Origin of the sequence: Romboutsia sp. CE17 (assembly GCF_012317385.1) — a bacterium.
Lineage (GTDB): Bacteria > Bacillota > Clostridia > Peptostreptococcales > Peptostreptococcaceae > Romboutsia_E.
Genome location: NZ_CP051144.1, coordinates 2246284 through 2265014, shown reverse-complemented (window position 1 = coordinate 2265014; position 18731 = coordinate 2246284). Strand labels below are relative to the sequence as shown.

Genomic DNA, 18731 nt, shown 5'->3' with positions numbered 1-18731 from the left:
AGGCCTCATGGAAACTTTAAACGGATTAAAGAGAACTCACTATTGTGGAGACTTAAGAGCTACAAACATAGGTGAAGAAGTTGTACTTATGGGATGGGTACAAAAGAAGAGAAACTTAGGTGGATTAGTATTCGTAGACTTAAGAGATAGAAGTGGTTTATGCCAAATAATATTCGATACTGATGTTAATGCTGAAGCTTTTGCTAAAGCTGAAAAATTAGGCTCAGAATATGTTATAGCAGTAACAGGAAAGGTAAGTGAAAGATCTTCTAAGAACCCTAACTTACCAACTGGAGATATAGAAATAGTTGCAACTGAATTAAAAGTATTAAACAAGTCAGAAACTCCTCCAATCTACATAAAAGATGATGATAATGTTTCTGAAGAATTAAGATTAAAATACAGATACTTAGACTTAAGAAAGCCTTCTATGCAACAAAAATTAATGACTAGAAGTAAAATAGCTAATATAGTTAGAAACTACTTAAGTTCAAATAACTTCTTTGAAATAGAAACTCCTTTCTTAATAAAGCCAACTCCAGAAGGTGCTAGAGACTACTTAGTACCAAGTAGAGTTAACCAAGGTAAATTCTATGCATTGCCACAATCACCACAATTATTCAAACAATTATTAATGGTAAGTGGTATGGATAGATATTTCCAAATAGTTAAGTGCTTTAGAGATGAAGACTTAAGAGCTGATAGACAACCTGAGTTCACTCAAATAGACTGTGAAATGTCATTTGTTGAGCAAGAAGATGTTATGGCTATAATGGAAAAAATGATACAAGTAATATTCAAAGAAATATTAGATGTAGATGTACAGTTACCACTTCCAGTTATGACTTATGCAGAAGCTATGGAAAGATACGGTTCTGATAAGCCAGATACTAGATTTGGATACGAATTAACTAACATATCTGACATAGTTGCAAACTGTGGATTTGGAGTATTCGCTAATGCTACTAAGCCAGGAATGAGTGTTAGAGGTATAAATGTTGAAGGTAAGGCTGAAGAATTTACTAAGAAACAAATTGGTAAATTAGAAGACCATGCTAAAACATATAAGGCTAAAGGTCTTGCTTGGATGAAGGTTGGAGCTAATAGAGAAGTTACTTCTCCAATAGCTAAGTTCTTCTCAGAAGAAGAATTAACTAAAATACTTGATAGAATGAATGCTAAAGAAGGAGACTTATTACTATTCGTAGCTGATAAGGATAGTGTAGTATTCGATGCTTTAGGACAAGTTAGATTAGAAGTTGCTAGAAGATTAGACTTATTAGATAACAATGTTTACAATATGTTATGGGTAACTGAATTCCCATTATTCGAAGAAGATGAAGAAACAGGAAGATTCATAGCTAAACACCATCCATTTACATCGCCAATGGATGAAGATATAGATAAATTAGATGGAGATGATAAAGCATCTCTAAGAGCTAAAGCTTACGATATAGTAATCAACGGTTACGAAGTAGGTGGAGGAAGTGTTAGAATATTCAATTCTGATGTTCAAAAGAAAATGTTCGCTGCACTAGGAATGGATGAAGAAGAATCTACAGAAAAATTTGGATTCTTATTAGATGCATTCAAATATGGAACTCCTCCTCATGCAGGTATAGCATTCGGTCTTGATAGACTTACTATGATACTTACAGGAACTACTAACATCAAAGATGTTATAGCATTCCCTAAAAATCAAAGTGCTGTTTGTCCTATGACTAATGCTCCAGCAGTAGCAGATAATGCTCAATTAGAAGAATTAAGTATAGAAGTTAATATACATGAGTAAAAAATAAGGGCCAACTTAGGGTTTGTTAGGTGGCTAGCGCTCGTCGTGAAAAATAAATTTACTACCCATGCATCAAATTGTGTTGCAAATGGGATAGTAAATTTATTTTTTTTTACGCCTTCGCTATTTAGCAACATAACGTACACTCTAAAGGCCCTTTTTTTATGTATAATATGATTTTTATTAATCATTTAAATGATAATGAGAATATTTAAAATTGAAAATAGCAAAGTTAATAAAATTATAAAAGAAATGTAAAATATAATTATATGTAAAAATATAAAATTTATCATAGAATATGTATAAAAAATGTCCAATTTTACATAGTTAATGACCAGTGTGCACAAAATATTGTTTATTAAAAAAAAAGATGTTACTTTATTAGAAAAAGAACTAGGAGGTATGAAGGTTAAAATGTTCTCTCAAAAAATAATGTCTTTTTTTTGTGCAAAAAAACAAAATATTTATATAAAAGATGAGCAAATTTTAAAAGAAGCTCTTGGATATATAGCTATAATATTGATTATAGGCTTATTTGAAAATAGAATAATTCAATCAATAATATTTTTAACTTGTCAAATTTCCTTAAAAATATTAATTGGAATAAAGAGCAAAGAAAGTTTTTGTTTATATCTAATAAAATCAGCATTTCTATTTTTAGTAGTAATATTATTATCAGAAATAATAGATTTAGAATTTTATAAATATCTAATATTGTTTTACTCTGGAGCCAGTATTATAGGAATTAATATGATATCTCATTTGTATAATAAGAATTATTTAAACGAAGATAATTTTAAATGTAGAAAATTAAAAATTATAATGTTAACAATTATAATTTTTATCTTTATGTTAGTTACAATTAAATATAAGTCTCTACTAAAATATATAATATATATAAGTAGTCCATTATTTATAACATACACAAGTTTGATAATTTGGATTATAAGGGATAATTTAACAATAGATTAGCTTTGTATAAAATATAATTTTATACAAAGCTAATCTGGTTTTCATGACATTATCTAAGGAATAATTATATAAAAATATAATGGTAAGCATTAAAAGATTAAATATATAATCCTATAGTGCATTTCATAAAAATGGAAATTTATATGATATAATATTATACAAAATACAAAATAGACAAAAATATACTAGACAAAAGGAGTGCATTATGGATAATTTAAAAAATATATTACTAAATGAAATATCTGACTTTAGAGATTTTGGACACAAATTTGAAAATAAAGAAATATCAACTGCAGAGTTCAAGGGAGTTTCTGGTGGAATGGGTGTTTATGCTCATCGTGGTGGAAAAGAGTTCATGATAAGACTTAGAATACCATCAGGAATAATGAATGTTGAACAATTAAAATTTGTTTATAAACTAGCTAAAGAAAAGAATTTAGATAGTATACATACAACAACTCGTCAAGCTATACAATTACATGGATTAAGCATAGATGAGGTTTGTGATGTAATGATAGAAGCCTTAAATAATGGTATATATACAAGAGGTGGAGGAGGAAACTTTCCAAGAAATGTTTCAATATCACCATTATCAGGAGTTGAAAAAGAAGAGGAATTTGATGTAACGCCATATGCACAAGCTGTAAATAATCATTTTATGAGTAAAATTACTACTTATAAATTACCTAGAAAATTAAAAGTATCTTTTTCAAATAATGAAAAAGACTGTGGAAATGCTAAAATAGCAGATTTAGGTTTTATAGCAGTAAAAAAAGATGGTAAAGATTACTTTAAGGTTTATATAACTGGGGGATTAGGTAGAAATGCTGCAAAGGCAATTTCATACGATCAGTTAATAGAAGCAAAGGATGTACTTTATCATGTAGAAGCTATGACAAACTTATTTATGGCTGAAGGAGATTATGAAAATAAAAATAAAGCTCGTACTAGATATATAACAGCTAGAATGGGTGAAGAAGCTGTAATTGAGTGTTATAAAAAGCACTTAGCAGAGGTTATGGAAAAGGAAGATTTAGATTTAGTTGTAGAAGAAAGTAAAATCAATAAAGTTGGAACTAAGATAGAACTAAATCATAATAGATTAATAGAACAAAAACAAGAAGGATTATACACAGTAAATTTCCATCCAATTGGAGGTATTCTTAAATTAGATACACTAAAAATTATCATAGAAAGTATACAAAATTCAAAAGACATAGATATAAGACTTGCTATGGATGAAAGTATGTATATAAGAAATTTAGATGGCAATGAAGCTAAAGTTTTATTAGAAGTTACTGAAAAATTAGGTGGAGAAACTAAATTAGAACAAAGTACTTCATGTATAGGTGTTCCTACTTGTCAAATAGGTATAGCAGAAAGTCAATCTTTGTTACATGAGACACTTGACTACTTCAAAGAAATGAACTTTGATAAAGATATTTTACCAGCAATACATATTTCAGGATGTAATAACTCTTGTGGTACTCATCAGATTGGAGCTCTTGGATTTGCTGGAAAGAAAAAAAGAGTTAATGATGTATCTAAGGAAGTGTTTGAACTTCATATAGGTGGTAAGATTGGTAATGGAGATACTGAATTTGGTAAAATACTTGGTGATATATGTAGAGAAGATATTCCTAAGTGTCTATATGATTTAGCCGTTGAAATAGATAGATTAGGCCTAACTTATAATGAATTTTTAGTTACTAAAAAAGAAAATTTAGATAATATAGTAGGAAAATATTTTGTTTAAATAAAAATATAAAATCAAGCGATACAAATACGTTGTATTATTTGTATCGCTTATTTTTTGCAAACAAATTAAATTATAAGGATAAGAAGTATTTTATATATTAGTAGATAATATAAATATATATATTTTTTTATGTTTATATTTGAATTATTTACAAAAAACTATATAAAAGTGTAACAAACTATTACAAATTTAGGAAAAAGTGTTATAATATAGTAGGAAAATTTAAAAAGGAAGTGTAGAAATGTTAAAAACTTCATTAGTATATGCAATCTTAAGAGTAATACCAGAAAGTATAGTTTTAATGTTATCTAGTTTTATATTATTAGATCTAAAGGTAGATTTAAAAAAGATTATGAAATATGGAATTTTACATGGAGTAGGAGTTATTTTAATAAGAACTCTTCCAATAACATTTGGTGTTCATAGCTTATTATCTATGTCTATACTTGGTTGTATACTTTTTAAAATATCAGGAAAAAGTTTTACTGAGGTATTAATAGCGCCATGTAATATATGGATTGCATTAGCACTTAGCGAAGGTATTTATTATCTAATAGCAAAAAATGTACTTATGATAGATACTAAAATATTAACTGACTATCAAACAGTGCAAGGAGCTTTATCTACTTTACCATCTTTAGGTATATTATTATTAGTAGTATTGATGATAAAATCTATGAAGAAAAAAATGATGAAAAGTTTTTAAAAGGAGAATGTAATATTGGGAGTAGAGCAAATTTCTTTAAACCTTGCGAAGAGACTAGGTAATAAGCTTGATAAAAATGAAGAAGAAATAGCCGTTTTAAATTATGGATTATTTTTCTTAATACATACATCTATTGCAATAGTATTAACTTTTCTAGTAGGAATAGTTTTGGGAATTTTTACTGAGATAATGATAATATCTATATCAGCATCATTATTAAAAAGATATTCTGGCGGAGTTCATTCTAGTTCGCCAAATAGATGTGTAATATCAGGTTTAATTTTATCAGTAATAGCATCATTTATAAGCAAATACATTGCTATAAATTTTGATTATATAAATATGGTTTTATTTGAAGTTATAATAATGATTGTAAGCGCAGTTATTTTTTATAAAAAATGTCCTGTGCCATCTAAAAATAAACCATTAAAAAAAGAAAGTACAAGAATAAAATTAAGAAAAAAAGCATTTCAAATGATGTTTTTATATACAATTATAATAATAGTATTATGTACTGTTTATAGTTTTAAGCAAATATATTGGATGAAGCTTGCTTCATTTTCAATTGTAATGGGAATTGTTATACAAACAATTGCAATAACAAAATCAGGAGATTTATTAATTAACTTTTTTGAAAAAATCTTTGATTTTGTTAAAATTAATTAGCTAATAAATATTTTTATATTTATATAAAATTTTTAAGGGGAGGTAGAATAATGAACTTTTTATTTGATTTTATTTCAAATTTAGCATCTGGTGCAGCTACATACTGCTCATTAATATTCTTTGAACCAGAAATGCCTAAATCTTTAAGAGAAGAGTAATATAAAGTAAAGGCCATAAGGTGCTTATTTCCTTATGGCTTTTATTGACTAAAATGTTATAATAGATTTAGGTGATAATGCATGGAAAAATCAAAAAGAATACAAGAACAAAATAAAAGACAAGAATATGATAATAAAAGGTATGAAAATGTATTTAAATTAGTAATACTTTTGAAGATAATGTACATCATATTAGCGCTAATATCTTTATTATCTAAATTAGCAACAACGCAATTTAGTATAAAAGATAATATAATGACAATTGCAATAACTACTGGAATAATAGCGATAATGATGAATTATTATTTATCTTGGTCAGCTAATTATACTAAAGACAGAGTTTATGATAAATATTCGAAAAAAGACTATTTTGAAAGTTTCGCATTAACTATAATTTTTATACTAGTTATTGGAAGTACAGGTTGGAGTAAAAGTGACTACAAAATACTTAGTATTTTAGCAACAATAATAGGAGCTATACAATTTGGTCAAAGATATAGTATAGGTATATCTATATGTTACTCGATTATAATACTTGTAATAGATTTATTATTTAATGATTCTATAATAACTGGTTCTGCATTTTACTTTGAGAGAGATTTAGTATTAACAGCAGTATTACTTATAATCTCGATTGTACTAGGTATGTATGTTGACATAGAGAGACAGTATTTTAAAGAGTTAAAAATAGTGGCAAATATGGATGAATTAACAGGTATATATAATCATAGATATTTCCAAGACTCTTTAAGTAATATAATAAAAAGTGCTGATGAGAATAATCGAGAAGTTTCGTTATTATTTATGGATATTGATTACTTTAAACATTATAATGATACACATGGACATCCGGCTGGAGATCTATTACTAATGGAAGTTGCTGATTTACTTAAGTCATGCATTAGAAATAGAGATGTACTAGCTAGATATGGAGGGGAAGAGTTTGCAGTTATTCTTCCAGATACTAGCATAGAGCAAGCTATAGATGTTGGAGAAAGAATAAGAAAACGTATTGAAGAAACTAAATTTGAAGGTCAAGAATTTCAGCCTAATAAAAACTTGACTATGTCTATAGGAGTTTCTACTTATCCAACTATAGCAAGTAGTAAATACGAACTTATAAATACCGCAGATCAAGCGTTATACAAAGCAAAGGCGTTTAATAGAAATAGAGTTGAACGTTACCAAATGTTATTGGATGAATTATATAAGAACAAAAATTTAGATAAAGATATATTAAATAATATAAAAATATTTATAAAGATGATAAATGAAAAAGATAAATATACTTATGGTCATGTTGAAAGAGTTGCTACTACAGCTAGAGATTTTGGACGTTATTTGAATTTATCACATGAAGAACAGTTAGACTTACAGATCGGAGCATACTTACATGATATAGGTAAGTTTAATATATCAAAAGAAATATTAAATAAAAAAGAAAATCTAAATGATAAAGAATTTGAAGTATTTAAGGATCATTGTGTATATGGTGAAGAAATTATAAGTGAAATAGAATGTCTAAAACCATTTATACCAATGGTAAAATATCACCATGAAAGATACGATGGAAGAGGATACCCAGAGGGGTTAAAAGGAGAAGAGATACCATATCTATCTAGAATATTAGCTATAATTGATAGCTATGATTCTATGATATTTAAAAATCAATATATAAATGATATGATTATAGAAGAAGCAAAAAATTATATAAAAGCAGAATCTGGAAGGGCATTTGACCCAGAATTAGTTGATTCATTTATAAAAATGCTAGAATCTAAAACTCAAGAATCTTAAAGTAATATATTACTTTAAGATTTTTTGTTTATATAAAAAATATGGTATAATAAATTATATCACTTAATAAGGAGTGTATTATAATGACAAAAAAATTATCAGAAACTAATGATAGAGAAGCTCTTATAAAAAGGTTAAAAAGAATAGAAGGACAAGTTAAGGGTATTCAAAAAATGGTTGAAGAAGAAAGATATTGTGTAGACATATTAGTGCAAATATCAGCAATAAGATCAGCCATAAATAAGGTTGGATCAATATTATTAGAAAATCATATAAAAGGCTGTGTTACAAATAGTTTAAAAAATGACGATATAGAGATTTCAGAAGATACAATAAAAGAACTTATGGATACTATAAATAAGTTTACAAAATAAGGGGGATGGTTATGAACCAACAGGGGTATATAATTGAGATTGTAGATAATAAGACTGCAAAATTAAAAATGCAAAGACACTCAGCTTGTGCATCATGTGGGAAATGCCAAACATTATCGTCAGAAAGTAAAGAAATACTAGTTGAAGTTGATAACTCTATAGGAGCAAAACCAGGAGACCATGTTGAAGTTAATATGGAGAATATGAATGTATTAAAAGCAACAGCTCTTGCTTATGCAGTTCCTCTAATATTTTTATTAGTAGGAACTATAGTAAGTTACTTTATGCTAGACATGATTATAAGTACTCAAGGTATAATTGTAGAGCTTATAAGTGGTATTATAGGCATAATGCTAATGTTACTTTCTTATGTTATATTGAAAAAAAATGATAGCAAGTTTAGAGACAGTAGAAAATTTATTCCTGTAATAACTAAAATTATAGAATAATAAAAATAAAAGTATCTATGTGGTAATTAATAATACCTTGCATAGATACTTTTTTTACAATAGAAGTATTATATAACATAAAATTGAAATTAATAAAAATTTATAAAAAATTAAGCTTAAATTAAGGTTAAGGGGGACTATAAGAGTAGAAAATAAATTTTAAAGGAGGCATATAAACATATGTATAGTAAAGGTAAAATTTTAGTAGTATCATTAGTTGCTCTTGTAGTCCTTGGTATAGGAATAGTTAGGGAAGGTTTTGGAAGAAATACTGCACTAGCAAGTAATTCCAATATAGTTTCTAATACAGTAGAGGCTGATACTGTAAGTGAAGTAAATGAAGAAAGTGTAGCTCAGGCTGAACCTAAAAGAGGTAAGGGAGGATTTAGAAGTACTTTAAAAACTCTTCAAGAGTCTGGTGTTTTAACTGAAACTGATGTTAAAAATATAGAAACTTACCATAAGGAAAAAAGAAAATCTGAAATGAAAGAAAGAATTAGTGAAGACATAAATGACATGGTTAATAATAAAGTAATAACTGCAGAAAAAGGAGCAAAATTAAAAGAAGCTTTAGAAAAGGAATTAGAGAAAATAGGACAAGAAAAGTAATAAAAAATATAATAGAGCAACGAAAAAAATACCTATCTAAAAGGAATTATCTTTATAGATAGGTATTTTAATTTACTGATCTCTTTTATTATGAAAAGGTGCATTTAAAGTATTTAGTTTTCTTAAAATTCTTCTCTTGTTAAGAATATTATAAGTATTAACAATTGAAGTTACTACAAGTATTCCAAGAGCAATTGCTGCAGCTATAGAAAATGTGTCTACACCTTTAGAAAATCCAAGTTCAAATTCTTTTTGAACCATATAAAGCATAGTATTATAAATTCCAACCCCAGGAGCTAAAGGAAGTATTCCCGGTATAGTAAATACTGTAGCAGGATTTTTTAATTTTCTAGCTAAAACTTCACCTAGGAATGCAACAAATCCTGCTGCAAAGAAAGTTGATACTGCGGCATTATCATTCCACTTAAATAAAAATATATATAATAACCATCCTAATCCACCTATTATTCCAGATGGAATTAAAGATACTCTAGGTGCACTAAAATATACAGCAAATCCTACAGTTGCTAAAAAAGCAAAGGTAAAATTTAAGTAAATTGGTAAATCAATCACTATAATGCACCTCCTATCCTAAACCAAAATTCAAGTACAAATCCCACTCCAGCAGCTATAGATATAAATATAATAGTCGCATCAAAGAATCTAACAACTCCTGACATAAGATCACCTGCAATTAAATCACGAACACCTTTAATAAATGGAACCCCAGGCAGTAAAGGCATTATAGAACCAACTATAAGCATTTTAGGAGTTGTTAAAAGGCCAAGTTCAGTAAGCATAATTCCAGATGCAGCCATTAAAAGTGATGAAACTAAACAACAAAAGCTTGGTATATAACTAATTTTTATTAGCTGATCATAAACAATTTGAGCAACTATAGAAACTAAAAATGTAAGTATAAAATCAAATACAGAGTTTCCTCCTACTAAATAAGCAAATGATGCAGACCCTATTCCAGTAAACATGTAGTTAATCCAAGTTGGATAAGCTACAAATGCAGCTATTTCTTTTAATCTAGCCATAGATTCTTGAACTGTTATTTCTGGATTTTTTACAAAGTCTCGAGAAAAGTCGTTTATAAGAGCTATTCTTCCTAAATTTATTGCTCTACGCTTAATAGTCTTCATAAAACTATAACCATCAAATCTATCATCTGATATAATCACTACTGTTGGAGAAGTAAACACGTTTATATGGTTAAAACCTCTAGATTTACAAACTCTTTTTATTGTATCCTCAACTCTATAAGTTTCAGCTCCATTTGATAACATAAGTTCTCCGATAAATAAAGCAAGCCTAAGTATACTTTTTTTATATTCAGGTTCTTCTACTTGAAACATTTCGCACCTCCAATATTTCTTATATGGCAAAGAAAATTATACCAAATATTTAATAAAAATACGTATTTTAATTGAAAATTTAATTATAAACAAAGTAATAAAAATCATATTTTAATATAGTTTTCACTTTTATGGATTTTTAATGACAAAAAACATATAAAATTTGATTTATATATTTAAGTAACAACAGAAAGGCTTAGTCCATATAATATTAGTATCTTAAAAGTAAAGGGGACTTAGCATATGGTTTTAACAGGAGCTCATTACATCTATTTATTCTTCATGCTTGCTATCTTGGTAATAATGATAATGAAAAAAGACGTGATTGTACCATGTATATTAGGAATATTTTGTTTGGGTTTATTTTATACTCAGAGTATAACTCAATCTACAAATGCTATATTCAATGCATTAATTGTTTCATTAAATGAATTAGGTTCAATAATCATCATAATATCTGTAATGGTGGCATTATCAAAAGCCCTAGAGGATAATGATGCTATTTACTACATGATAAAACCTTTTTCTAAGGTTATAAAAAACTCAACAACAGCATTCTTTGTAGTCGGTATAGTTATGTGCTTACTATCATGGTTCTTTTGGCCAACTCCAGCAGTAGCATTAGTTGGGGCAATATTTTTACCTGTTGCTATGAATGCAGGATTACCAGCAATAGGAGTAGCTATGGCTCTTAACTTATTTGGTCATGGGTTAGCTTTATCAACTGACTTCGTTGTTCAAGGTGCACCAGCAATAACAGGAGGTGCAGCAGGTATTGAAGCAGCAGAGGTTATTAGTGAAGGTATGCCTTTGTATTGGGTAATGGCTATAGTCACAATAGGAGCAGCATTTTATTATCTAAGAAAAGATTTAAAAAATGGAGTATTTAAAAAAGAATTAAGTCAAATTAAACATGTGAAGGTAAAAACTTTTAATAAGAAAGCGAAGATAGCTACACTTCTAGTTTTGGTAGGATTTATGTTAGATATAGTAGCTATGTATGCTTTTAATCTAAAAGGCGGAGATGCTTCAGCGTTATTAGGAGGAACATCCCTTATTTTAATAATAATAATAAATGCTATGAACCATAAAAAAGACTGCTTAGACTCTGTTTGTAAAAATATTATAGATGGATTCGTTTTTGGAATTAAAATTTTTGGAGCAATAATTCCTATAGCAGCATTCTTCTATATGGGTGAAGTTGGGCCACTTACAAGTGTATTAGGTGAAGTTTTACCAACAGGATCTCAAGGTTTAATATCTGATATGGGTATAGCTCTATCTCAAACTGTACCACTTAATAAATTTGCTGTAGCAAGTATTCAAACTGTAGTTGGAGCAATAACAGGTCTTGATGGATCTGGGTTCTCTGGAATATCATTAGCTGGTTCTCTTGCAGCTGTATTTGGAACTGCTATAAATGCAAGTGTTGGAGCACTTTGTGCATTAGGGCAAATCGCAGGTATTTGGGTTGGTGGAGGATGTTTAGTTCCTTGGGGATTAATATCAGCTGCAGCAATCTGTGGGGTTAATCCAGTAGACTTAGCAAAGAGAAACTTTAAACCTATAATGATTGGATTTGTAGCAACAACCTTAGTGGCGATACTTATTATTTAATTCATAAAATTTAGAAAAAAACACTAAGTTTCAATTAATATTGATAAAAACCTCCTATTTTTCTATAATGAATATATAATATTTTTATAAAAAATGGGAAAATAGGAGGAATTATGAAGAATCAAAGATTAAGAGCTTTACTAGGTGCTGGTATTTTAACAGCAGCTATGGCATTTACAAATATAGTTGATGCAGCTACTAAGTATGCAGTAACTACAGCAAACTTAAACTTTAGAACAGGGCCAAGCACGAGCAACAAAATAATAACTACTATAAAGAAGAATACAAAAGTAGAGGTTATTTCATATGAAGGGAAATGGGCAAAAATAAAATATAACAATAAAGTTGGATACTCAAGTAAAGAATATCTTTCAGAAAGCAATTCGAGTAGTTCATCAGGAAGTTCATCAAGCTCAGGTAGTACATCAAGTAGTAAGAAAACAGGAACAGTAACAACAGATGTATTAAACGTAAGAAGTGGAGCAGGAACATCTTATTCAAAGATAGGTACAGTTAAAAAAGGACAAACTGTAACAATACTTCAAACAAGTAATGGATGGCATAAAATACAATTATCAGGAAGTAAAACAGGATGGGTAATAGATGATTATATAAAGATAACTTCTAGCTCTAGTTCATCAGGATCAAACTCAGGAAGTTCATCAGGAAGTTCATCTGACTCAACATCAAGTAGTAAGAAAACAGGAACAGTAACAACGGATGTATTAAATGTAAGAAGTGGAGCAGGAACATCTTACTCAAAAATAGGAACAGTTAAAAAAGGTCAAACTGTAACAATCCTTCAAACAAGTAATGGATGGCATAAGATACAATTATCTGGTGGAAAGACAGGATGGGTAATAGATGATTATATAAAAATAACTTCTAGCTCTAGCTCATCAGGGTCAAACTCAGGAAGTTCATCAGGAAGTACATCTGACTCAACATCAAATAGTAAGAAAATAGGAACAGTAACAACAGATGTACTAAATGTAAGAAGTGGAGCAGGAACATCTTATTCAAAGATAGGAACAGTTAAAAAAGGCCAAACTGTAACAATATTAGAGACAAGCAAAGGATGGCATAAAATACAATTATCTGGTGGAAAGACAGGATGGGTAAGTGGAGATTATATAAAAATAACTTCTAGCTCAACTGGAGGATCAACAGAAACGAAACCAGAAATAGATCCAGATAGCGGAAATAACAATAACAACAATAATAACAATAATAATAACAATAATAACGGAAATACTGAAGATACTGAAGATGGAGAAGAAGAATCTACTGAAATAGGATATGTAACAACAGATGTACTTAATGTAAGAAGTGGACCAGGAACAAGTCACAATGTTGTAACTCAAATAACAAAAAATACTAATGTCACAATATTAGGAAGTCAAGATGGATGGTATAAAATAAAATTATCTAATGGAACTATAGGATGGGCAAGTGCAACTTATATAAAAATAGGTGATAATTCAAGTACAGCTCAAAAGCCTCTGCCAACTCCGACATCAACACCATCATATGTAGATGCTCCTGTGAATAAAGAAGTTATGAATTCTGAATATGATAAGTATCAAGATTTATTAACTATGGAAAAAAATATATCTAATGGTTTAAAATCATTATCAATAAAGTCAAATGAAAACTTTGATATAGAATATAGTACATATGGAAATGGAAGTTGGAAAACTGCTTCAAATGGAGCAACAGTATCAAACTCTAATTCAGATATAGAAGGTGTAAAAATAAAATTAAAGAATGCACCATCAAATTATCATATATTCTATAGAGTAAAGGTTGAGAATCAAGGATGGCAAAACTGGGTTAAAGATGGAGATATATCAGGAGAGATACAAGTTGATAAGTCTATAGCAGATATAGAAATAAGACTTGTAGTTGCTGATGAAGTAGATCATATGGTAAAAGAAACTATCGCTGTAGACTTAGGACATAACGTAGCAAGACCAGTTCTTAGAGGTGCAATAAATGGAATATATGATGAAGACTATCTAATAAGAGAAGTAGGAAAAAAGGTAGTTTATAAATTAAGAAGCTTAGGATATAACGTTGTAGAAACTAAGCCTAATGGAAGTCATAGCCAAAGTAATGAATTAAAATTAAGAGCTGCAGCAGCTAATGCAAATGAAGTTGATAAGTTTGTATCTATACACTTTAATAGTGGTGTTGAAGGAGCTAATGGAACAGAGGTATATTACTCAACAAAATCTGGGTCTAAATCTTTAGCAACTAATGTAGTAAACAATTTAGCAAATTCATTTAACTTTAAAAATAGAGGGGTTAAGGATGGAAGCCACTTATATGTATTAAAAAATACAAATATGCCAGCTATATTAGTAGAAGGATGTTTCTTAGATCAAATAGATATGGATAAATTCATATCTAAAGGAAGTCAAGCATATCAAATAATGGCTGATAACATAGTTAATGGAATAATAAAGTAATTTAATTAAATACTTAACACAACATTAAAAAAAACCGCCAAGTGTATAAAATTTATACTGGCGGTTTTTTTATATATTTAAATTTTATTTATAGTTTTCAGCTCTAACTTGGAAATATGCTTGTGGGTGAGCACATACAGGGCAAACCTTAGGTGCATTTTTTCCATGATGTATATGTCCGCAGTTTTGGCAATGCCAAGCAACTGTATCTTCTTTTTCAAAGATAGCTTCTTCTTCTAAATTTTTAAGAAGAGTACGATATCTTTCTTCATGTTCTTTTTCTATTTCTCCAACAGCCTTGAAAAGGTATGCTATTTTAGTGAATCCTTCTTCTTCTGCTTCTTTAGCAAAAGTAGCATACATATCTGTCCACTCATAGTTTTCACCATATGCTGCATCTTTTAAATTTTCTTCAGTAGATGGAATTCCATCATGAAGAAGTTTGAACCATATTTTAGCATGTTCTTTTTCGTTATTAGCAGTTTCTTCGAATATTGCTGCTATTTGATTATAACCCTCTTTTTTTGCTTTTGAAGCATAATATGTATATTTACATCTTGCTTCAGACTCACCTGCAAAAGCAGCTAATAAATTCTTTTCAGTTTTACTTCCTTTTAATTCCATAATATCCTCCCTAAATAAAAATTCGCATAATATAACTTATGGTATTAATATCTAATTTATACCAGAAATTGGATTTTAACAATTATATAAAAAAAATTTTGTAAAAAAAAATATTATTATTATTATTTTTATATTATTATTATTATTTTTATAATTATATTAAAAAAAGATAAACTGTTATTCTACTAGTTGGAATTCATAGCCATTTGCTCTAGCAGAGTCTATAACATCTCCTAAAATTTCAGTATTAGTTTTGGAAACAGCATGTAAAAGCAATATAGAGCCATCATGAAGATTGTTTAAAATTTTATTTTTAGAATAACTTGCCTCAGGTTGTTTTTCAGGATCCCAATCTTCGTATGCAAAACTCCAAAATACTGTTTTATATCCTAAATTTTGTGTCATTGAAAGGCTTTTTTCAGAGTAATTGCCCATAGGAGGTCTAAATATCTTTGCCATTTTAAGACCAGTAAGATTTTCATATAGTGATTCTACATCAGATAATTCTTCATTAAATTTTTCAGTATCAGAAGTTAAAGTAGGCATAGAAAGATGAGTTTTACTATGATTACCAACTACATGGCCTTCAGATACCATTCGCTTTATAAGGTCAGGGTTACTTTTTATATAAGATGAGGTAACAAAGAAAACAGCTTTTACATTTTTTTCTTTTAATATATCCAATATTTTTGTTGTATATCCGTTTTCATATCCTTCATCAAAAGTTAAATATAATGTTTTAGTACTTTCTGAGGTATCTTCATTAGGAATTACTTGAGAAGTTGTTTTACCATTATAAATAGCATCATAGGTTGATAAATCATAAGTTAGCTTTGGGTTTATATTAGGAGTGGTATGAGAGTCATTTGGGATATAGAACCAACTAATGCTTTCTTCATCTAATGTATTTATAGTATTGCTAGACTCAGATGAATTAACATGAATATTATCTTGGTTAGTGATATTACTATCATTATTTAAATTAGCATCAGAGGAATTTTTAGTAGCTTCAGTATTTGTTTTGTTATTGTCTATGTGTTGTTGTTCGTTTTGGTTAGAAGATATATCTTCAGTTTTATTGAAAAGGGTGCAACCCGTTAAGTAAATCATTAGTGTTGAAAATAATAATAAATAAATTATTTTTTTTTGCATAATTTAAAATCTCCTTACACATAATATTTATGTTACTAAAAAATATTAACAATACCTGAAACTTTTAAAACAAAGTTAAAAAAAGTTTAATTAAAAAAATACCTATATATATGATAGTATAATACCTTGAGATAAGGAATCATAATTATATCTAAAAATGAAAAAAATAATAAAAAAATGAAAAAAAGTATTGCTATTATTTTTTATAGATGATATAGTAATACTTGTCCGAAAGAAAAGGACAAAATGAACTTTGAAAATTAAACAGTAGGTTAATTTATATAATTTAAATTCTTTATATAAGAATTAAACACAAACAACCAAGCCAGATATTCAGATAATGATTAGTCTGAGCAAAGGACAAATTTTGAGCAACGGGATATTTTCGGAGAAAATAGACGTTGGCGAAATGAGCGAAAGCGAATTTTATTTGAGAGTTTGATCCTGGCTCAGGATGAACGCTGGCGGCGTGCCTAACACATGCAAGTCGAGCGAACCCTTCGGGGTGAGCGGCGGACGGGTGAGTAACGCGTGGGTAACCTGCCCTATACACACGGATAACGTACCGAAAGGTACGCTAATACGAGATGATATAAGAGATTCGCATGGATTTCTTATCAAAGCTCCGGCGGTATAGGATGGACCCGCGTCTGATTAGCTAGTTGGTAAGGTAACGGCTTACCAAGGCGACGATCAGTAGCCGACCTGAGAGGGTGATCGGCCACATTGGAACTGAGACACGGTCCAAACTCCTACGGGAGGCAGCAGTGGGGAATATTGCACAATGGGCGAAAGCCTGATGCAGCAACGCCGCGTGAGCGATGAAGGCCTTCGGGTCGTAAAGCTCTGTCCTCAAGGAAGATAATGACGGTACTTGAGGAGGAAGCCCCGGCTAACTACGTGCCAGCAGCCGCGGTAATACGTAGGGGGCTAGCGTTATCCGGAATTACTGGGCGTAAAGGGTGCGTAGGTGGTTTCTTAAGTCAGAGGTGAAAGGCTACGGCTCAACCGTAGTAAGCCTTTGAAACTGGGAAACTTGAGTGCAGGAGAGGAGAGTGGAATTCCTAGTGTAGCGGTGAAATGCGTAGATATTAGGAGGAACACCAGTTGCGAAGGCGGCTCTCTGGACTGTAACTGACACTGAGGCACGAAAGCGTGGGGAGCAAACAGGATTAGATACCCTGGTAGTCCACGCCGTAAACGATGAGTACTAGCTGTCGGAGGTTACCCCCTTCGGTGGCGCAGCTAACGCATTAAGTACTCCGCCTGGGAAGTACGCTCGCAAGAGTGAAACTCAAAGGAATTGACGGGGACCCGCACAAGTAGCGGAGCATGTGGTTTAATTCGAAGCAACGCGAAGAACCTTACCTAAGCTTGACATCCTTTTGACCTCTCCCTAATCGGAGATTTCCCTTCGGGGACAGAAGTGACAGGTGGTGCATGGTTGTCGTCAGCTCGTGTCGTGAGATGTTGGGTTAAGTCCCGCAACGAGCGCAACCCTTGCCTTTAGTTGCCAGCATTAAGTTGGGCACTCTAGAGGGACTGCCAGGGATAACCTGGAGGAAGGTGGGGATGACGTCAAATCATCATGCCCCTTATGCTTAGGGCTACACACGTGCTACAATGGGTGGTACAGAGGGCAGCCAAGTCGTGAGGCGGAGCTAATCCCTTAAAGCCATTCTCAGTTCGGATTGTAGGCTGAAACTCGCCTACATGAAGCTGGAGTTACTAGTAATCGCAGATCAGAATGCTGCGGTGAATGCGTTCCCGGGTCTTGTACACACCGCCCGTCACACCATGGGAGTTGGGGGCGCCCGAAGCCGGTTAGCTAACCTTTTGGAAGCGGCCGTCGAAGGTGAAACCAATAACTGGGGTGAAGTCGTAACAAGGTAGCCGTATCGGAAGGTGCGGCTGGATCACCTCCTTTCTAAGGAGAATTACCTACTGTTTAATTTTGAGGGTTTGTTCTGTAAATCCCGCTTCGAGGCTTCGATATGGCATGTTATTGTCAAGTAAGCCAAAAAAAGCGGCTTACAAATGACAAATAACATTGCCATTATCGTATACTCTTCGCTAGTTTTATCAAAACAAAGTGGGGTGGGCGAGAAAAGCAATGAATTAAAACCTCATATATGGCGTAGCCAAATGGTTTGTACTTTAAGCAACGCAGCACGACCAAATGGGAGTGACCGTTGGCGACGTGCGTTAGCACTTTGAAAACTGC

At 30.6% G+C, this 18731-nt stretch carries 16 protein-coding genes and 1 rRNA gene; 13 read left to right on the top strand and 4 right to left on the bottom strand.

The genetic code is table 11. The annotated features are described in order from the left end of the window. Positions 1-7 precede the first annotated feature (7 nt). The 10 genes from aspS to HF520_RS10815 all read left to right on the top strand — a co-directional run bounded on the left by aspS (position 8) and on the right by HF520_RS10815 (position 9282). Positions 8-1792 carry an aspartate--tRNA ligase gene (aspS, locus tag HF520_RS10860; protein WP_168574048.1) on the top strand — a complete coding sequence of 595 codons (1785 nt, stop codon included), beginning with the start codon at positions 8-10 and terminating at the stop codon, positions 1790-1792. Between the two features lie 402 nt (positions 1793-2194). Continuing rightward, positions 2195-2764, top strand: a complete 570-nt coding sequence (locus tag HF520_RS10855) for a hypothetical protein (protein WP_168574047.1) — start codon at positions 2195-2197, stop codon at positions 2762-2764. Between the two features lie 205 nt (positions 2765-2969). Next, positions 2970-4520 (top strand): nitrite/sulfite reductase, encoded by a 1551-nt coding sequence (locus HF520_RS10850; RefSeq protein ID WP_168574046.1) that lies wholly within the window; start codon positions 2970-2972, stop codon positions 4518-4520. Between the two features lie 244 nt (positions 4521-4764). Beyond that, the gene (locus HF520_RS10845; protein WP_168574045.1) at positions 4765-5229 is read left to right on the top strand and encodes a hypothetical protein; all 465 of its coding nucleotides are present in this window, start codon (positions 4765-4767) and stop codon (positions 5227-5229) included. A 15-nt stretch (positions 5230-5244) separates the two neighbouring features. Next, positions 5245-5895 (top strand): accessory gene regulator ArgB-like protein, encoded by a 651-nt coding sequence (locus HF520_RS10840; protein WP_168574044.1) that lies wholly within the window; start codon positions 5245-5247, stop codon positions 5893-5895. A 50-nt stretch (positions 5896-5945) separates the two neighbouring features. Next, positions 5946-6053 (top strand): cyclic lactone autoinducer peptide, encoded by a 108-nt coding sequence (locus tag HF520_RS10835; RefSeq protein WP_168574043.1) that lies wholly within the window; start codon positions 5946-5948, stop codon positions 6051-6053. Between the two features lie 81 nt (positions 6054-6134). Further along, entirely contained in the window at positions 6135-7850 is a 1716-nt protein-coding gene (locus HF520_RS10830; protein WP_168574042.1) for a bifunctional diguanylate cyclase/phosphohydrolase, read from the top strand. An 83-nt stretch (positions 7851-7933) separates the two neighbouring features. Further along, positions 7934-8224 (top strand): metal-sensitive transcriptional regulator, encoded by a 291-nt coding sequence (locus tag HF520_RS10825; protein WP_168574041.1) that lies wholly within the window; start codon positions 7934-7936, stop codon positions 8222-8224. An 11-nt stretch (positions 8225-8235) separates the two neighbouring features. Continuing rightward, complete coding sequence (locus HF520_RS10820; RefSeq protein WP_168574040.1) at positions 8236-8673, top strand: SoxR reducing system RseC family protein; 438 nt, start codon at positions 8236-8238, stop codon at positions 8671-8673. Between the two features lie 180 nt (positions 8674-8853). After that, complete coding sequence (locus HF520_RS10815; protein WP_168574039.1) at positions 8854-9282, top strand: hypothetical protein; 429 nt, start codon at positions 8854-8856, stop codon at positions 9280-9282. Between the two features lie 72 nt (positions 9283-9354). Here the strand turns inward: HF520_RS10815 and HF520_RS10810 are convergent, their stop codons facing one another. Together HF520_RS10810 and HF520_RS10805 are read right to left on the bottom strand one after the other, a co-directional pair. Further along, the gene (locus tag HF520_RS10810) at positions 9355-9855 is read right to left on the bottom strand and encodes a threonine/serine exporter family protein (RefSeq protein WP_168574038.1); all 501 of its coding nucleotides are present in this window, start codon (positions 9853-9855) and stop codon (positions 9355-9357) included. Then, on the bottom strand, positions 9855-10643 hold the full coding sequence (locus tag HF520_RS10805) for a threonine/serine exporter family protein (protein WP_168574037.1): 789 nt from the start codon (positions 10641-10643) through the stop codon (positions 9855-9857). Before HF520_RS10805 ends, HF520_RS10810 begins: the two co-directional genes overlap by 1 nt. A 243-nt stretch (positions 10644-10886) precedes the next feature. Here HF520_RS10805 and HF520_RS10800 point away from each other — a divergent pair, with 243 nt between their 5' ends. Both HF520_RS10800 and HF520_RS10795 read left to right on the top strand, forming a co-directional pair. Then, entirely contained in the window at positions 10887-12260 is a 1374-nt protein-coding gene (locus HF520_RS10800) for a hypothetical protein (protein WP_168574036.1), read from the top strand. Between the two features lie 113 nt (positions 12261-12373). Further along, entirely contained in the window at positions 12374-14731 is a 2358-nt protein-coding gene (locus tag HF520_RS10795; protein ID WP_168574035.1) for an SH3 domain-containing protein, read from the top strand. A gap of 84 nt (positions 14732-14815) precedes the next feature. On the opposite strand, the gene rbr is transcribed toward HF520_RS10795, so the two are convergent. Together rbr and HF520_RS10785 are read right to left on the bottom strand one after the other, a co-directional pair. Further along, on the bottom strand, positions 14816-15355 hold the full coding sequence (gene rbr / locus HF520_RS10790; RefSeq protein WP_305848758.1) for a rubrerythrin: 540 nt from the start codon (positions 15353-15355) through the stop codon (positions 14816-14818). Positions 15356-15532: 177 nt separating this feature from the next. Next, complete coding sequence (locus HF520_RS10785) at positions 15533-16507, bottom strand: delta-lactam-biosynthetic de-N-acetylase (RefSeq protein ID WP_168574034.1); 975 nt, start codon at positions 16505-16507, stop codon at positions 15533-15535. A gap of 426 nt (positions 16508-16933) precedes the next feature. Between HF520_RS10785 and HF520_RS10780 the strand changes: the two genes are divergently transcribed. Continuing rightward, positions 16934-18434 (top strand): 16S ribosomal RNA (locus HF520_RS10780). Positions 18435-18731: the final 297 nt, after the last annotated feature.